At 69.3% G+C, this 15,580-nt stretch carries 13 protein-coding genes and 2 tRNA genes; 4 read left to right on the forward strand and 11 right to left on the reverse strand.

Annotated features, from left to right (window positions below; genetic code table 11):
- Nucleotides 1-32: 32 nt before the first annotated feature.
- A complete protein-coding gene (locus K8P10_RS13210) occupies nucleotides 33-929 on the forward strand; it encodes a metal-dependent hydrolase (RefSeq protein WP_370631884.1) in 897 nt (298 codons plus the stop codon).
- 35 nt (nucleotides 930-964) lie between these two features.
- On the opposite strand, the gene rbsK is transcribed toward K8P10_RS13210, so the two are convergent.
- The 6 genes from rbsK to serS form a co-directional block, all read right to left on the reverse strand.
- A complete protein-coding gene (gene rbsK / locus K8P10_RS13215) occupies nucleotides 965-1,876 on the reverse strand; it encodes a ribokinase (RefSeq protein ID WP_224779364.1) in 912 nt (303 codons plus the stop codon).
- A 183-nt stretch (nucleotides 1,877-2,059) separates the two neighbouring features.
- Nucleotides 2,060-2,149, reverse strand: a tRNA-Ser gene (locus K8P10_RS13220).
- A 358-nt stretch (nucleotides 2,150-2,507) separates the two neighbouring features.
- The gene (locus K8P10_RS13225) at nucleotides 2,508-3,800 is read right to left on the reverse strand and encodes an LCP family protein (RefSeq protein WP_224779365.1); all 1,293 of its coding nucleotides are present in this window, start codon (nucleotides 3,798-3,800) and stop codon (nucleotides 2,508-2,510) included.
- 182 nt (nucleotides 3,801-3,982) lie between these two features.
- A tRNA-Ser gene (locus K8P10_RS13230) sits at nucleotides 3,983-4,073 on the reverse strand.
- A 10-nt stretch (nucleotides 4,074-4,083) separates the two neighbouring features.
- Nucleotides 4,084-4,938 carry an HAD-IIB family hydrolase gene (locus tag K8P10_RS13235; protein ID WP_224779366.1) on the reverse strand — a complete coding sequence of 285 codons (855 nt, stop codon included), beginning with the start codon at nucleotides 4,936-4,938 and terminating at the stop codon, nucleotides 4,084-4,086.
- Between the two features lie 3 nt (nucleotides 4,939-4,941).
- Entirely contained in the window at nucleotides 4,942-6,228 is a 1,287-nt protein-coding gene (gene serS, locus K8P10_RS13240; RefSeq protein ID WP_224779367.1) for a serine--tRNA ligase, read from the reverse strand.
- A 40-nt stretch (nucleotides 6,229-6,268) separates the two neighbouring features.
- Between serS and K8P10_RS13245 the strand changes: the two genes are divergently transcribed.
- Nucleotides 6,269-7,342 carry a diacylglycerol kinase family protein gene (locus K8P10_RS13245; protein WP_224779368.1) on the forward strand — a complete coding sequence of 358 codons (1,074 nt, stop codon included), beginning with the start codon at nucleotides 6,269-6,271 and terminating at the stop codon, nucleotides 7,340-7,342.
- Here K8P10_RS13245 and pheA read toward each other — a convergent pair.
- Together pheA and pgm are read right to left on the reverse strand one after the other, a co-directional pair.
- Entirely contained in the window at nucleotides 7,264-8,235 is a 972-nt protein-coding gene (gene pheA, locus K8P10_RS13250) for a prephenate dehydratase (RefSeq protein WP_224779369.1), read from the reverse strand. The genes K8P10_RS13245 and pheA overlap by 79 nt on opposite strands.
- Nucleotides 8,236-8,279: 44 nt before the next feature.
- Nucleotides 8,280-9,932 carry a phosphoglucomutase (alpha-D-glucose-1,6-bisphosphate-dependent) gene (pgm, locus tag K8P10_RS13255; RefSeq protein ID WP_224779370.1) on the reverse strand — a complete coding sequence of 551 codons (1,653 nt, stop codon included), beginning with the start codon at nucleotides 9,930-9,932 and terminating at the stop codon, nucleotides 8,280-8,282.
- 126 nt (nucleotides 9,933-10,058) lie between these two features.
- Here pgm and K8P10_RS13260 point away from each other — a divergent pair, with 126 nt between their 5' ends.
- Complete coding sequence (locus K8P10_RS13260; protein ID WP_224779371.1) at nucleotides 10,059-10,823, forward strand: HAD-IIA family hydrolase; 765 nt, start codon at nucleotides 10,059-10,061, stop codon at nucleotides 10,821-10,823.
- 38 nt (nucleotides 10,824-10,861) lie between these two features.
- Here the strand turns inward: K8P10_RS13260 and K8P10_RS13265 are convergent, their stop codons facing one another.
- Both K8P10_RS13265 and K8P10_RS13270 read right to left on the reverse strand, forming a co-directional pair.
- Nucleotides 10,862-12,331 (reverse strand): carboxyl transferase domain-containing protein, encoded by a 1,470-nt coding sequence (locus tag K8P10_RS13265; protein WP_224781292.1) that lies wholly within the window; start codon nucleotides 12,329-12,331, stop codon nucleotides 10,862-10,864.
- Between the two features lie 89 nt (nucleotides 12,332-12,420).
- Complete coding sequence (locus K8P10_RS13270; RefSeq protein WP_370631885.1) at nucleotides 12,421-13,653, reverse strand: CaiB/BaiF CoA transferase family protein; 1,233 nt, start codon at nucleotides 13,651-13,653, stop codon at nucleotides 12,421-12,423.
- Between the two features lie 152 nt (nucleotides 13,654-13,805).
- Here K8P10_RS13270 and K8P10_RS13275 point away from each other — a divergent pair, with 152 nt between their 5' ends.
- The gene (locus tag K8P10_RS13275) at nucleotides 13,806-14,780 is read left to right on the forward strand and encodes an Lrp/AsnC family transcriptional regulator (protein WP_224779372.1); all 975 of its coding nucleotides are present in this window, start codon (nucleotides 13,806-13,808) and stop codon (nucleotides 14,778-14,780) included.
- 14 nt (nucleotides 14,781-14,794) lie between these two features.
- Here K8P10_RS13275 and K8P10_RS13280 read toward each other — a convergent pair whose 3' ends face one another.
- Nucleotides 14,795-15,577, reverse strand: a complete 783-nt coding sequence (locus tag K8P10_RS13280; RefSeq protein ID WP_224779373.1) for a sulfite exporter TauE/SafE family protein — start codon at nucleotides 15,575-15,577, stop codon at nucleotides 14,795-14,797.
- Between the last annotated feature and the right edge of the window lie 3 nt (nucleotides 15,578-15,580).

Below are 15,580 nucleotides of genomic sequence, written 5' to 3' on the forward strand. Positions count from 1 at the left end.
TCAGCCTGATCCTCCACCGAACGGAACCCCGCGTGCACTCCATCTCCCTGCCAGACGCCGACACCCGCATCACGTACCCCGACGGGGCAACCTCCTCCGTCGGACGCGTGGTCTTCATCGCTGAGCTGACAGACGGGCGCATCGGCGTGATCCTCGATCAGACGGCGTTCCACCCCGTCGACACGGCGTGGCCCGATCAGCCGGCCGACCGGGGAACACTGGAGTTCGACGGACATTCGGTTCCCGTGATCGATGCGGTCATCGGCGGGATCCACGACGGGGAGCTGTTCGTCGGCACGGACGTGCCCGTCCGCACCGGCACCGACGGCTGGGTCTTCACGGTCGTCCACGTTGTCGCCGGGGCCGAGTCGGGCTCGGCACCGCAGTCCGTGCCTGCGGTCGGCACGCAGGTCAGGGTCGAGGTCGACGACGCGTTCCGGCGCGAGCTGTCGGCCGGGCACACGGCCTGCCACCTCGCGTCGCTCGCTCTGGACGCCGCTCTGGCGGACGCGTGGACGAAACCCGTGGCCGGCGATGCGCTCGGCAGCCCCGCGTTCGACTCCCTGGCGATCCAGACGTCGCGGATCCACGCCAACGGTTCGGTGGACACCTACCGCGTCGGCAAGTCGCTCCGGAAGAAGGGGTTCGACACGTCGGTACTCGAGGATCTCGCCGCCATCGAGGCGGGAGCCAACGCGCAGCTCACCGAGTGGGTCACCGCAGGCGGGCCCGTGCGCATCGTGCGCACCGATGACACCATCACGGCACGCCGCAGTTGGGTGTGCGAACTCCCCGACGCCACCGCCGAGATCCCCTGCGGCGGCACGCACGTGGACGACCTCTCCGCGCTCGGAGGCGTGACCGTCTCGCTGGCGGTGCAGCCGGTGACCGGTGGTCTCGAAGTGGAGATGCGCACCACCGTCGCCTGAGGCACGGGGTCGAGAGCGGGACGCCAGCCCAGGCGTCACCGGTTCGCGGACAGGTACCCGAGCACCTCGTCGACCGGCGGGATGGAGTCGGCCGCACCCAGGCGCGTGACCGCGAGCGCGGCCGCGGCCATCGCCCGGTCGGCCGCGACGTCTGCGGAGTTCCCCTCGCTCAGCGCCGCGGCCACGTAGCCGGAGAAGGTGTCCCCCGCGGCAGTCGAATCGACGGCGGTGACCTCGTGTCGCGGTAGAAGCCGCGATCCCCACCGATCGGCGAACAGAGCCCCGCCCTGCCCGAGCGTGATGATCGCGGTGTCGACACCGCGGTCGATGAACCAGCGCGCGGCCTCGGCCGCCGATTCCGGATCGACGACGTCGACGCCGGTCAAGATGCTCGCCTCGTGCTCGTTCGGTGTGACCAGCGTCACGTGCTCCCACACCGATTCCGGCAGCGCGGCCGCGGGAGCGGGATCGAGCACGACCCGCATCCCGCGCTCGTGTGCGCGCTTCGCCGCTGCAAGGACGACCTCTTGCCGGATCTCGAGCTGCAGGAGGACGACCGAGGCGTTCGTCGCATCGATGGCCGCGATCGCCTGCGCACGGTCGAGCTCAGCGTTCGCGAGCGGGACGACGACGATCGAGTTCTCGCCGTCCGCCACGCGAATGTGCGCGACGCCGGTGCCGCCGTCGACCACACGTACGCCCGAAACGTCGACGTGCGCAGCGCGCAGAGCCTCGAGCGCCACATCAGCGAACGCGTCCGATCCGACGCAGCCGACCATGGTGGATGACGCGCCGGCCCGAGCGACCGCCACCGCCTGGTTCGCACCCTTACCGCCGAGGCCGGTCCGCAGTGCCGTGCCGGTGATGGTTTCCCCGACCTCGGGCACTCGGTCAGCGACGACCGTGATGTCGACGTTGATGCTGCCGACGACCAGGACTCCGCTCATCTGCGCAGGCCGAAGTACGTCGGTGCGAGATCCGGGTCAGGCGATGGCATGGGCGAGCTCTCTCTGTCGGTCGATCGACGCCGTCCGGATGCGGTCGGTATCGACGGTGGTGACTCATTCCTTCGCAACGAAAAAGTCCTGAGCCGCAACACGTTCGTCAACGATGTTACAACTCAGGACTTTTGGCGGAGATAGGGGGATTTGAACCCCCGGTCGAGTAACCCCGACCCTTCATTAGCAGTGAAGTCCGTTCGGCCGCTCCGGCATATCTCCGTGAACCATCCTAGGGGACAAGGCCCCGACTGTCGAAATCGAGCGGGGCCAAGGCACACCCCATCGCCGAGATTGCACTTCGTCGGGTTTCACCGCGACTGAAAGGTGACGAAGTGCCGTCTCGGCGTGTGAGAACCGAAACGGGGCGGGTCGCCGGTCCACGCAAGCGACGCGGGGCCGGCGACCACCCCTGACGCGCGCACCCGCGTGCCTCGCATGTCCGGCGTGCCCCTGCACGTCGAGATTGCACTTTGTCGACTTTCACCGGGTCTGAAGGGCGACAAAGTGCACTCTCGGCGGAGTCGGGAAGGGCAGGGGCGGGGCGGGGCGGATCAGACCACCGCGAACCCCCGCGGGCTCAGTACATCGTGCGGCCGGCCGAGCAGGTCTCCGCAGCCGCGCCCTGGCCCGTGATGTTCTCGGGGAGCTGGACGGGGGTGTCGTTCGCCTCCTCGGTCGGGGCGGGCGTTTCGCCGCCCTCGGCCGGGGCCTCGGTTTCAGCCGGAGCCTCGGTCTCCGCCGGAGCCTCGGTCTCGGCGGGCACTCCCTCGGGGTCGTCGCTCGCTGACTCGTCAACGGCCTGGCCGCGGCCCGTCACCTCGAACGGTTGCCCGCTCTCGATGAGGTCGAGCACCAGCTGCGCGGACTCGCGGTCCGGCAGCAGACGCCCCTCCTGGTAAGGGTGCTCCGTGGTGGGGTACTGCACGAAGTTGATGCGGTCGAGGTCGATGTCCTTGACCGTGCCTGCGAGCGCCTGCATGAACTGCACCGACGCCATGTTGCTCGAGAGCGTCATGTTCTCGACGCCGGCCTTGGCGAGCCCGTAGACCTTGACGGGGTCAGCGAGCGTCTCGGCGCTCTTCAACTGGCGGATGAGTGCGGACATGAAGATCTGCTGGTTGCTGATGCGGCTCACATCGCCGCCGTCGCCGACACCGGCGCGGGTGCGGAGGAACTGCAGGGCTTCCGTGCCCACGAGCGACACGTCGCCTGCGGGGAGGTCGAGGTCGGCCTTCGGGTCGACGATGGGCTGTGCGAGGCAGACGTCGACGCCGCCGATCGCCTTCGAGACGCCGATCACGCCATCGAAGGTGACGAGCCCGGCGTAGTCGATGTCGAGCCCGGTGAGCTCCTCGACCACGCGGGCGGTGCAGGGCAGCCCGCCGTACTGCAGCGAGCTGTTGAACTGCTGCTCGCTCATCGCCGGGTAGTAGTCCTCCTCGCCCTTCGGGCCGGGGCACGAGGGGAAGGGGACCATGAGGTCGCGGGGGAAGCTCATGACGGTGGCGTTCTGGTGATCCTCCGACACGTTGAGCACGAGCGTGACGTCGTTCAGCTCACCCTCTTCACCGTCGTCGATCGACTGACCGGCACGGGAGTCGGAGCCGACGAGCAGGATCGTGAACGCTCCGTCAATGGACTGCTGACCCGCACCGATCGCCTCGGCGCTCTCGGTGCCGAGGTCGACGGTGTCCACGTCGCGGACGAGGCCCCAGACGGCGTAGGCCGCGACCGACACTCCGCTGAGCACGCCGACAAGCGCGGTCGTCACGAGCACGCGAGCGACGTTGCGCCACGCACTGGAACGACGCAGCCTGCCGTGCCGGCTGGTCGCCCGCTCCGTGTTCTGCTCAATCTCCTGGTCGGTCATTCCGCCCCTTTAAGTACTTCGTGCGATCGCGGGCCGAACACCCGCAGCAGGGGCTTACGCCCGCTCATATCTTCACGAATCTACCCGAAAGTGCTGGAGAAGGCCTTGGAAGGGCGCGATTCCGGTCCTCCCGCGTCCGCTTCCGCGCCCAGTTCGAGCGCAGAGGAGCGGGAGAAAAAGTTTGGCGGTGAGTGCGGGATTCGAACCCGCGGGACGGGATTACCGCCCACTTGTTTTCAAGACAAGCTCCTTCGGCCGCTCGGACAACCCACCGCGGACCAGCCTAGCGGATCGCCTCGAGCTCGGGAAAACGGCCGATGAGCGCGGAGAGCAGTCCACCCTCGGACACGGTACCCGTCACGCGGGAGGCGACCGCCTGCACCGAGGGGTCGGCCTGCCCCATGGCGACGGCGTCGCCGTGCTTCGCCGCCCACTGCAGCATGTCGATGTCGTTGTGCCCGTCCCCAGCGGCGAAGACGCGGCTGCGGTCGATATCGACGCGCGCTGCGACGACCTCGAGGGCGCTCGCCTTGTTCACCCCGAACGGTGCGATGTCGAGCCACGACGTGAACCCGACCGAGTAGGCGACATTGTCGAGCCCCATCGACTGGACGACGTCGAGGAACTCCTGCAGGTGATGATCGGGCGAGACCACTACGACGCGGGTCGTCTGCACCCCGAGCAGGTCCTCGAAGGCGACGCGTTTCTGCCTGGCAGGGAGGGTGCCCGACTCGATCTCCTCGGTGTAGAGGAAGCTGCCGTCCGGTCGCTCGAGGGCGAAGGCCGCCGTCACCAGATGAGTGCGGATGCGCTGCAGCACCTCGGTCGGGTCGAACGCCTCGATGTACTCGCGGCGGTAGGCGCGCTCGGCCAGCGGATCCCGCTGCAGCGTGACGGCGCCGTTGCAGCAGATGACCCACTCGGGGCGGATCCCCAGCTCTTCGACCACCGGGAGCGTCGCGTCGACCGAACGGCCGGTCGAGATGACGACCTCGTGTCCGGCCTGGTGCAGCGCTCGAATCGCCGCCGCGAGGTCAGGAGCGATGAGGCCCGCGCGCGACTCTGGATCGTGGTCGAGCACGGTCCCGTCGAGGTCGAGTGCGATGATGTGCCTGTCGGCTCCGCGAACGCGCTGCAAGGGTCAGCCCCGGGCCGCGGGTGCGGAACCGAGCGGCTCGAATACCTCGAGCCCGCCGAGGTAGGGCCGGAGCGCCTCGGGCACCGTGACCGAACCATCGGCGCGCTGGTGCGTCTCGAGGATCGCGACGATCCAGCGGGTGGTGGCGAGCGTGCCGTTGAGCGTCGCCACCGGCGTGGTCTTGCCCGACTCCCCGCGGTATCGCGTCGACAGGCGTCGCGCCTGGAACTCGGTGCAGTTGCTCGTCGAGGTGAGTTCGCGGTACGTGCCCTGGGTGGGCACCCAGGCCTCGATGTCGAACTTGCGTGCGGCGCTCGCGCCGAGGTCGCCTGCGGCGACGTCGATGACCCGGTAGGCCAGGCCGAGGGACTGCAGCATCCCCTCCTGCCAGGCGACCAGACGGTCGTGCTCGGCCTCGGCATCGGCCGGATCCGTGTAGACGAACATCTCGAGCTTGTTGAACTGGTGGACGCGCAGAATGCCTCGCGTGTCCTTGCCGTGTGAGCCAGCCTCGCTGCGGTAGCAGGTCGACCAGCCGGCATAGCGGAGGGGACCGTCCGAAAGATCGAGGATCTCGTCGGCGTGGTAGCCGGCGAGCGCGACCTCGCTCGTTCCGGTCAGATACAGGTCCTGGGCGTCGAGGTGATAGACCTCGTCGGCGTGCTCGCCGAGGAACCCGGTGCCGCGCATGATCTCGGGCTTCACGAGCGTCGGGGTGATGAGCGGCGTGAACCCGGCGGCGAGCGCCCGGTCGAGCGCGAGGCTCATGAGTGCGATCTCGAGGCGCGCGCCGACGCCCTTGAGGAAGTAGAAGCGGGCGCCGGAGACCTTCGCTCCGCGCTCCATGTCGATGGCGCCGAGCATTTCACCGAGCTCGAGGTGGTCGCGCGCCTCGAAGTCGAAGGAGGGGATCTCTCCCACCTCGCGCAGCGTCACGAAGTCCTCTTCGCCTCCGACGGGCACACCGTCGATGACGAGGTTGTCGATCGTCATGGCGATTTCGGTGAAGGTGCGGTCGGCCTCTTTGGCGCGGGCCTCCGCGTCCTTGACGCGCGCGGCCAGCTGCTGGGCCTGCTCGATGAGCGCCGGCTTCTCCTCCTTCGAGGCGGCCTTCACGCGGGTGCCGAACTGCTTCTGCTCGGCGCGGAGCGACTCGAACTCGGCGAGCGCCGATCGGCGTGCCTCGTCCGCGGCGAGCGCCCGGTCGACAGCGGACTCATCGCTGCCTCGTGCTCGCTGCGAGCGCTTGACGGTCTCGGGTTCGGTGCGGAGCAGAGCTGGATCGATCACCCTCCCAGTCTAGTCAGGCCCGAGGGCTACGCTGTGGGGTATGCCTGAGTCAGCGTCGCGGGTGCTGCCGAGCGCGGCCGTCGTCTTCCACCCGGGAAAGCCGGGGCTGGTCGCGGTGCGTCGTGCGATCGCCCGCGCCGAGCAGCTGGCGGGCTGGTCGCCCACCCGCTGGTACGAGACGGATGCCGAGGACGGCGGAGTGGCGGCCGCGACCCGGGCCCTCGCCGACGGGGCGAGCGTGGTCTTCGCGGCCGGCGGTGACGGCACGGTCCGTGCGGTGTCGCACGCGCTCCGACGGTCAGGCGTGCCCCTCGCGGTGATTCCGCTCGGTACGGGCAACATTCTGGCGCGCAATCTCGGGATCCCGCTCGGTGATCCCGAAGCCGTCGCCCGTGCCGGGTTCCACGGCATCAACCGGACGATCGATCTGGGGGTGGTGTCGATCGTGCGCTCCGACGAGACGGTGGATCGGCACGCGTTCCTCGTCCTCGCCGGCATGGGCCTCGATGCCCGCGCGATCAGTGCGACCCGTGCGACGCTGAAGCGCCGGCTGGGGTGGCTGGCGTACGTGGACGCCGGGATCCGAACCATGATGCGCGATGGGCCGCTGCGCGTCCACTCCTCGATCGACGGTTCGCCGTCGCGCTCGCTATCCGTGTACACCGTGATGATCGGCAACTGCGGGCTGATGCCCGGCGGCGTGCTCCTGATTCCCGACGCACGGGTCGACGACGGTCGCCTCGACCTCGTCGCACTCCGCCCGCTCGGCGCGTTCTCGTGGCTGCGCATCTGGAATCGGCTGGGGTGGGAGAACGGAGTGCTGCGGCGATCGCGGGCAGCCCGTCGGACGATCGACCTGGCTCGTGACACGCAGCACGTCACCTATGTCCAGGCTAAGCAGTTCGCGCTATCTGTGGACCGGCCCGAACCGGTCCAACTCGACGGCGACGACCTCGGACTCGCGGTCGCGGTGACCGGGAGCGTGGACCCCGGATCGCTGATGGTTCGGGTGATGCCCGGCTGGAAGGAGCCGGTTCAGTCCTCGGCGTCCGGGCTGCCGTCGAGGACGCCGCGCAACCAGTCCCTGGCGTCGCGGAACACGTCGTCTCCGTAGACCTTCTGCGTGGTCGCGGCGACGCGATCGGCTCGTGGATACGAGCCGAGGAACACGAGGCGCGGACTGAATCGCTTTACACCGAGCAGGGCGTCGGCGACCCGCTCCTCTTTCACGTGCCCCTCGGCGTCGATGACGAAGCGGTAACGCCCCATCCGGTCGCCGATCGGGCGTGACGCCAGAAGGGTGAGGTTCACGCCTCGGGTCGCGAACTGCTCGAGAAGTTCGAGCAGGGCTCCGGCTCGGTCGCTCGGCAGCTCGGCCACGAGGCTCGTCTTGTCGGCCCCCGTGGGTTCGCCGACGGCGGCGGTGCGGCTGACGAGCACGAAGCGGGTTTCGGCATCGGGGTTGTCGGCCAGCTGCGAGGCGAGCACCTCGACCGGATAGTGGTCCTCGATGCCCGGGGGCGCAATGGCGGCGTCGACGCCACCCGTTGAACCGGAATCAGACCCGAGGAGGTCGACCACGGCCTGCACGTTCGACGTCGACGGCAGGTGCTGATGCCGCGGCACCTGATCATCGAGCCAGGCACGGCACTGGCCGTAGGCCACGGGATGCGCCGCGACGACGCGGATGTCCTCGATCTTCACGCCTGGCCGCACCACGAGCACGAAGTTCACCGGCACGAGATACTCGCCGACGATCCGCAGTCCGGGTACCGTCGCGAGCGCGTCCTGAGCCACCGTCACCCCGCCGTCGATCGAGTTCTCGATCGCGATCATCGCGGCGTCGCTCGCACCCGACGTGACGTCGTCGAGCGCTTCCCCGATATTGGCGACGGGAGCCCACTCCATGCCCGCCGCCTCGGGCACCTGCTTCAGCGCCGCCTCGGTGAACGTGCCCGCTGGTCCGAGATAGGAGTACCGACGGAGGCGGGCGGGGGTCTCAGGCATGGATCAAGCGTACCGCCGCGCGCGACGGCTGCTCGTCCATTCGACTATTCGCCGAGCGCGCGATCCACGAGGGCACGGGCGGCGAGCTGCACCTCGGCGAGGTGCTCGGCTCCTCGGAACGACTCGGCGTAAATTTTTAGCACATCCTCGGTGCCTGACGGCCGCGCCGCGAACCATGCGTGCTCGGTCTGCACCTTGAGTCCGCCGATCGACGCCCCGTTGCCCGGTGCCTCGGTCAGCACTGCCGTGATGGCGTCTCCGGCGAGCTCGGTATCGGTGACGTCCTCCGGGGAGAGCGCCGCGAGACGCGCCTTCTGCTCCGCCGTCGCTGGGCCGTCCACGCGCGCGTATGCCGGGTCCCCGAAGCGCTCGACGAGCTCGCGGTAACGTTCAGAGGGCGACTGCCCCGTCACGGCCTGGATCTCGGCGGCGAGCAGGCACAGCAGGATCCCGTCCTTGTCGGTGCTCCACGCCGTCCCGTCGAATCGCTGGAACGAGGCACCGGCGCTCTCCTCGCCTCCGAACACGACGGAGCCGTCCGAGAGCCCTGGGACGAACCACTTGAAGCCGACCGGCACCTCGAGCAGGTGGCGCCCGTGCGACGCGACCACTCGGTCGATCATGCCGGAGGAGACGAGCGTCTTCCCGATGCCTGCCGAGACCGGCCAGTCGGGCCGGTGGGTGAGGAGGTAGTCGATCGCGACCGCAAGAAAGTGGTTGGGGTTCATGAGACCGCCGTCTGCGGTGACGATGCCGTGCCGATCGGCGTCGGCGTCGTTGCCGGTCACGAGCGGAAACTCGTCGCGGTACGGCTCCACCGTCGCCATGACCGATGCCGAGGAGGGATCCATCCGGATCTTCCCATCCCAGTCGAGGTGCATGAACGACCACCGCGGATCGATGCCAGGCCCGAGCACCGTGATCTCGAGATCGTAGCGATCCCTGATCGCGGCCCAGTACGCCGTGCTCGCGCCGCCGAGCGGGTGCGCGCCGATCCGGATACCCGCCTCGCGGATCGCCGCCACATCGATGACGTTCTCGAGATCGTCGACGTAGTTGCCGAGGAAGTCGTAACGGCCGACCGGTTCCCCGCCCATGCCGTCCTCAGACGCACGCGGAATCGCGGACACGCCGGAGGCGAGCAGCTCGTTCGCACGGTCGGCGATCCAGGTCGTCGCCTCGGAACCGGCGGGACCGCCGTGGGGCGGGTTGTACTTGAACCCACCGTCCTGCGGCGGGTTGTGGCTCGGCGTCACCACGATCCCGTCGGCGCGATTCGGATCATCAGCCGCGCGGTCGCGGTTGTGCGTGAGGATCGCGTGGCTGACCGCTGGCGTCGGCACGTAGATCTCGTCACCGCTGCCCGCGCGGGCGAGCACTCGCACCCCAGCCGCCGACAGTACCTCGCGGGCGGTGAGCTCAGCCGGCCCGGAGAGCGGGTGAGGATCAGCACCGATGAACAGCGGCCCCTCGATGCCCTGCGCGGCACGGTACTCCGCGATCGCCGCGCTGATCGCGATGATGTGCGCCTCGTTGAACGAGCCGTTGAGCGAGGACCCCCGGTGACCGGATGTGCCGAACACGACCCGCTGTGCGGGATCAGCTGGATCGGGCACCGTCTCCGCGTAGGCCGCCACCAGGGCATCGACGTCGATGAGGTCCTCGGAAGTGGCCAGACGGCCGGCGCGCTCGTGCATGCTCCCAGTCTGACACGGGCGCCGGGCGCACGCACCGGGGAGTATCGGCGGGTGGAAACACATTCGCAACGCCCGGTTCACGATGCCGGACTAGGGTGGGGAGCACGGCAACAGAGAGGGCGGGATATGACCGACATCGAATGCTGGCTGACCGACATGGACGGCGTACTCGTCCACGAGAACCACCCGATTCCCGGCGCATCCGACCTGCTGCAGCACTGGCAGGAAACCGAGCGCCCCTATCTCGTGCTCACGAACAATTCGATCTTCACGGCGCGTGACCTGAGCGCTCGCCTCGCCGGGTCTGGCATCACGGTGCCCGAGGAACACATCTGGACGAGCGCGCTCGCCACCGCGGCCTTTCTGAAGCAGCAGATGCCGCACGGCCGCGCATTCGTCGTCGGCGAGGCGGGGATTCTGACCGCGCTCCACGAGGCCGGTTACGTGATGACCGAGTCGAACCCCGACTTCGTGGTGGTCGGCGAAACCCGCAATTACTCGTTCGAGGCGATCACGAAGGCGATCAGGCTCATCAATCGGGGCGCGCGCTTCATCTCGACCAACCCAGACGCCACCGGTCCGAGCGCGGAGGGGCCGCTCCCCGCGACCGGCGCCATCAACGCCCTCATCACGAAGGCCACCGGGCGCGAACCGTACGTCGTCGGCAAACCGAACCCGATGATGTTCCGCTCCGCGATGAACCGGATCGGCGCGCACTCCGAGAACACCGCAATGATCGGCGACCGCATGGACACCGACATCATCGCAGGCATGGAGGCGGGGCTGCGCACCTACCTCGTCATGACGGGCATCTCGGATCGCGAGGAGATCGAGAAGTACCCGTTCCGCCCCGACGTGATCCTGGACTCGGTCGCGGACCTGCTGCCCTGACGCGCGCCCGCCCGGAGGGGGCAGACGCGCGGGGGCGCTCAGCGGCCGAGGGCGCGGAAGCGCTCCAGCCTGGCGACGTGACGGCGATCGCTGCGCAGCAAGACGAGTTTCGCGAGCTCCTGCGCGATCGCGTCGCCCATGCGGGTGCAGAATGCTGCCGCCTCCGCAGCGGCGTCCGGCCGCTCGGCCACCACGCGGTCGATGATCCCGCCGGTGCGCAGCGCTCCTGAAGCGACGCCCTGCTGCTCCGCGATCTCGGCAGCGTGCTCGGTGTCGCGGTGCACGATGGCCGACGCACCCTCGGGCGGCAACGGCGACAGCCAGGCGTGCTGAGCGGCGATCGTCCGGTCCGCAGGCAGCAGCGCGAGCGCGCCACCGCCGGTCCCCTCACCCAGCAGCACGGACAGTGTGGGCCCCTGGTGCTTCACCAGATCGGCGAGGCAGTGCGCGATCTCGCTCGCGAGCCCGCCCTCCTCCGCCGCACGCGACAGTGCAGCACCCGGAGTGTCGACGACGCTCACGAGCGGCAGACGGAGTTCTTCAGCCAGGTGCATGGCCCGACGCGCCGCACGCAGCGCACCCGGCCCGAGCGGCGCGAAGGCGCGCTGCGCGCGCCGATCCTGCCCGACGACGATGCAGGGGATGCCGCCGAAGCGTGCGAGGCAGAGGCTCAGGCCCGGATCCCGCTCCCCCTGACCGGTGCCGCTGAGGGGGACGACGTCGCTCGCGGCGTTTCGCAGCAGTTCGCGGAGGCCCGGCCGGCGTCGATCGCGGGAGCGCGTGATGGAGTCCCAGGTATCCGTCGACCCCGCGAGGTCTTCATCGGCGGTCCCGGGATCGGCGGCGCGCTCGAGCAGTTCGGCGTGCGTGGGCCGGTCGAGCAGATCGAGCACGCGGCGCACGACGCCCTGCAGCTCCTCGGGAGGGAGCACGCCGTCGATGATGCCGTTGCGGGCGAGGTTCTCGGCCTGCTGCACTCCGTCCGGGAATTTCTCGCCGTACAGCGCCTCATAGACGCGGGGGCCGAGGAATCCGACGAGCGCGCCGGGTTCTGCGACCGTCACCTGCCCGAGCGATCCGAACGATGCGAGCGCACCACCGGTCGATGGGTGACGGAGGTAGACGAGGTAGGGCAGCCCTTCGGCCTTGTGCGCGGCGACCGCCGCGGCGATCTTCACCATCGCGACGAACGCGACGGTCCCCTCCTGCATGCGCGTGCCGCCCGATGCGGTGTTCGCGAGCACCGGGAGGCGTTCCGCCGTGGCGCGCTCCATGGCGGCGACGAAACGCTCAGCCGCGGCGGAGCCCACCGACCCGGCGAGGAACGTGAACTCGCACGCGATGAGCGCCACGCGACGCCCGGCGATCAGAGCCTCACCCGTGATGATCGACTCGTCGACCCCGCTCTTCTCTCGCGCCGCGGCGAGATCGGCTCGGTACTCGTCACCGAGATCGGGTTCGATGGGCTCGGAGTCCCACGAGCGGTAGGAGCCCGCATCGACGAGCATGTCGATCAGCCCGCGGGCGTTCACGCGCTTCGGCCGTGCGGCAGCGGCGCCGTGAGCCTCGCCGGCACCTGCACCGGCACCCGGGGCGCTCACGCGTCGCCCTTCAGCCAGGCGCGGATCGCGTCGCCGTGCTGGTCGAGCGTGGGCGGCGCCTGGTGGGTGGTGCGCGAACGCTCCGTCTCGCCCGACTCGTCGACGTCGAAGAAGCGGATCGGCGGGCCGGGGAGGCTGATGTTGCCGAGCTCCGCGTGATCCACATCGACGACGAGGCCCTGCGACTGCACTTGATCCCAGGCGTAGACCTCTTCGAGGGTCCGCACCTTGCCCGCGGGGATGCCCGCAGAGCTCAACCGCGCCAGCAGATCTTCGGCGTCGTGCGCGGCGAACGCCTCCTCCACGAACGCGATCGTCTCGGTTCGGTTCGCCACCCGCTCGGGGTTCGACGCGAGACCTGGGGTCTCCGGGTCCAGTCCGAACTCCGCGCAGAACGCCTGCCAAAGGCGCTCGTTGCCGACGCTGATCTGCACCGCGCCATCGCGGCAGTGGAACAGCCCGTACGGGGCGATGGAGGGGTGGTGGTTGCCCTGCGGCTGCGGGGTTTCGCCCGCGACGGTGTGGCGGGTGCCCTGGAAGGCGTGGACGCCGACGATCGATGAGAGCAGCGAGGCGCGCACCACCCGGCCGCGGCCCGTCCGCTCGCGCTCGTGCAGTGCGGCGAGCACCCCGACGACGCCGTGGATGCCGCCGAGCAGGTCGGCGATCGGGGTACCGACGCGCTGCGGGTCGTCCGGGCCCGAACCCGTGAGCGACATGAGCCCAGCCTCTCCCTGCACGATCTGGTCGTACCCCGCCCGGCCGCCCTCGGGGCCGTCGTGACCGAAACCGGTGATCGACATCTGGATCAGCCGCGGGTTGAGCTCGGCGAGCGCTTCGGTGCCGAATCCGAGACGATCCATGACGCCGGTCCGGAAGTTCTCGACCAGGATGTCCGCGCGCGACAGCAGGTCGCGGAGTACCGCGCGCCCGTCGTCGCTCTTGAGATCGAGCGCGATCGATTCCTTGTTGCGGTTGCACGAGAGGAAGTAGGTGGAATACCGTTCGCCGTCCTCCCCCTCCATGAAGGGCGGGCCCCACGACCGGGTGTCATCGCCGCTTCCCGGCGCCTCGACCTTGATGACGCGGGCGCCCAGGTCGCCGAGCATCATGCCCGCGTGCGGGCCCGCGAGTGCGCGGCTCAGATCGATCACCAGCAGGTCGTCGAGCGCACCACCGTGCAGTGCCCCGGCCGGCTGGCCGGCCTCGTTCGTCGCACCGTCGCTCACGATGCCACCTCCGTTTCGTCGTCGGGTCGCGGGTGGGCCCGCGGCTCGTCACGCGCCGCGGTGATGGTCGAATCAGCGCCCATCCTAAGCTGAGGCGTCGAGTCTCGTCGCCTGAAGTTGTGAAGCTGAAGATATCGGCAGAGAATGTTGCCATGAACTCCACCACCGTGCTCGATCAGCTCGATCGAGACATCGTCGCCGCCCTGCAAGTGAATGGGCGAGCCGGATGGCGCCGGATCGCCGCGGCCCTCGATGTTCCCGAGCGCACTGTCGCCGCGCGCGGGGCCGAACTGCTGCGCACCCGCCACGTGCGGATGACGGCGCTCACGCTGCTGCCCCACGGCGGAGTGCTCGACAGCTCGATCATCAGCGTGCGCTGCGCAACGGGTATGAACCGGGTGACCGGTGCGGCCGCCGCAGACCGCGCGGGATCCGTCTTCGCCTACCTCACGACCGGCGAGACCGACTGCGTCTTCGAGCAGCTCAACGCCAGATCCAAGTCGCTGAACATGCTGCTCGACGAGATCCCCGGTCTCCCCGGCGCGGCGAGCATCGAGAGTTCCACCGTGCTGCGGCTCTACAAGGCGACGCACGAGTGGCTTCCGCCGATCCTCGCACCGGAACAGGTGGAGTCCTTGCGAGACGATCCGCACCCCGGCGTGCCCGGCGGTGCCGCCGAACTGCAACCGCTCAGCCGGGAAGAGCTCGAGATCGCCAGGGTGCTCGCCGACGACGGTCGGGCCAGCCTTGAGGAACTCGCCCGCGCCACGGCCCTCTCGACCGCGTCGGTGCGCCGGCGCCTGGCGCACCTGCAGGAGCGCGGTCGCCTGTTCATCAGGGCCGTCGTGGAACCCGCGGCACTCGGTTTCTCGGTCGAGGCGACCCTCCGGATCCGCACCCTCCCCGGCCGCACCGAAGCCGTCGCGAAGAGCCTGACGCAGGTGCCCGAGGTCCGCTACCTCGCCTTCACGACGGGGCGGTACCAGCTGTTCGTCGACATCGCGTGCGTCGACCACACGGCGCTCGCCGACTTCCTGATGCGGGCCGACTGGACGGCCGACGCGATGGAGACGGAGACGTCGATCGTGCTGAAGGCACTGAAGCGCAGCGGCGTGAAGATGGACTGAGCGGACGCGAACCGCTACTTCTTGCGGCGGAGCGTGCGCACCAGCATCTGCAGCAGGATAAGTCCGAGGAGGATCGAGAACGCCACGTTCGACCAGAAGGGCGAGATCCACGTCGCGATCACGGACCCGAGCGGAGAGAGCACGCTCGCCGCGATCCCGAGCACGGCGGCCGAGCGGAGATCGACGTTGCGTCGGCGGGAATTGCCGAACGTGCCCGAGATCGAGCCGGGGATGAGCATGATGAGCGAGGTGCCCTTGGCGATCAGGTCGCTCGCGCCGAAGAAGAACATCAGGATCGGGACCACGACGACTCCGCCTCCGACGCCCAGCAGTCCCGAGAGCACGCCCGTGAGGAGGCCGGTGACGACGAGCAGGGCTCCCGTGAGCACGGTGATGTCGATGGTGTCGTCACGCTCGGGCACCACGAACCACAGGCTCACCACCACGACCAGCAGGAAGACCATGAACATCCAGCGGAGGAACCCCGTGGGCGTGCGCGACAGCAGGTAACTGCCGAGCTGCGCGCCGATCACGATGCCGATAGCGAGGAGCGGGGCGGCGACCCAGTCGACGTTGCCTTGCACGGCGTACCCGATGCCGCCGACGATCGCGGCGGGCAGGATCGCCGCCACCGACGTTCCCGCTGCGAGCCGCTGTTGGAATCCGAGGAAGAGCACGAGCATCGGCACGAGCAGGACCCCGCCACCGATGCCGAAGAGGCCGGAGAGCAGGCCGGTGAGCGCGCCCATGAGGATGAGCGGGAGGATCCCGGGACGGGGGCGTTCGAGCTGATCCATGTG

The organism is Leucobacter sp. Psy1 (genome assembly GCF_020096995.1).
Lineage (GTDB): Bacteria > Actinomycetota > Actinomycetes > Actinomycetales > Microbacteriaceae > Leucobacter.

Excerpts from the sequence above, each read along its gene's own strand:
- rbsK (WP_224779364.1), bottom strand. The coding sequence starts at position 1,876 with ATGAGCGGAGTCCTGGTCGTCGGCAGCATCAACGTCGACATCACGGTC.
- K8P10_RS13275 (WP_224779372.1), top strand. The coding sequence starts at position 13,806 with ATGAACTCCACCACCGTGCTCGATCAGCTCGATCGAGACATCGTCGCC.
- pgm (WP_224779370.1), bottom strand. The coding sequence starts at position 9,932 with ATGCACGAGCGCGCCGGCCGTCTGGCCACTTCCGAGGACCTCATCGAC.
- K8P10_RS13260 (WP_224779371.1), top strand. The coding sequence starts at position 10,059 with ATGACCGACATCGAATGCTGGCTGACCGACATGGACGGCGTACTCGTC.
- K8P10_RS13280 (WP_224779373.1), bottom strand. The coding sequence starts at position 15,577 with ATGGATCAGCTCGAACGCCCCCGTCCCGGGATCCTCCCGCTCATCCTC.
- K8P10_RS13265 (WP_224781292.1), bottom strand. The coding sequence starts at position 12,331 with ATGCTCGTCGATGCGGGCTCCTACCGCTCGTGGGACTCCGAGCCCATC.
- K8P10_RS13225 (WP_224779365.1), bottom strand. The coding sequence starts at position 3,800 with ATGACCGACCAGGAGATTGAGCAGAACACGGAGCGGGCGACCAGCCGG.
- K8P10_RS13245 (WP_224779368.1), top strand. The coding sequence starts at position 6,269 with ATGCCTGAGTCAGCGTCGCGGGTGCTGCCGAGCGCGGCCGTCGTCTTC.
- pheA (WP_224779369.1), bottom strand. The coding sequence starts at position 8,235 with ATGCCTGAGACCCCCGCCCGCCTCCGTCGGTACTCCTATCTCGGACCA.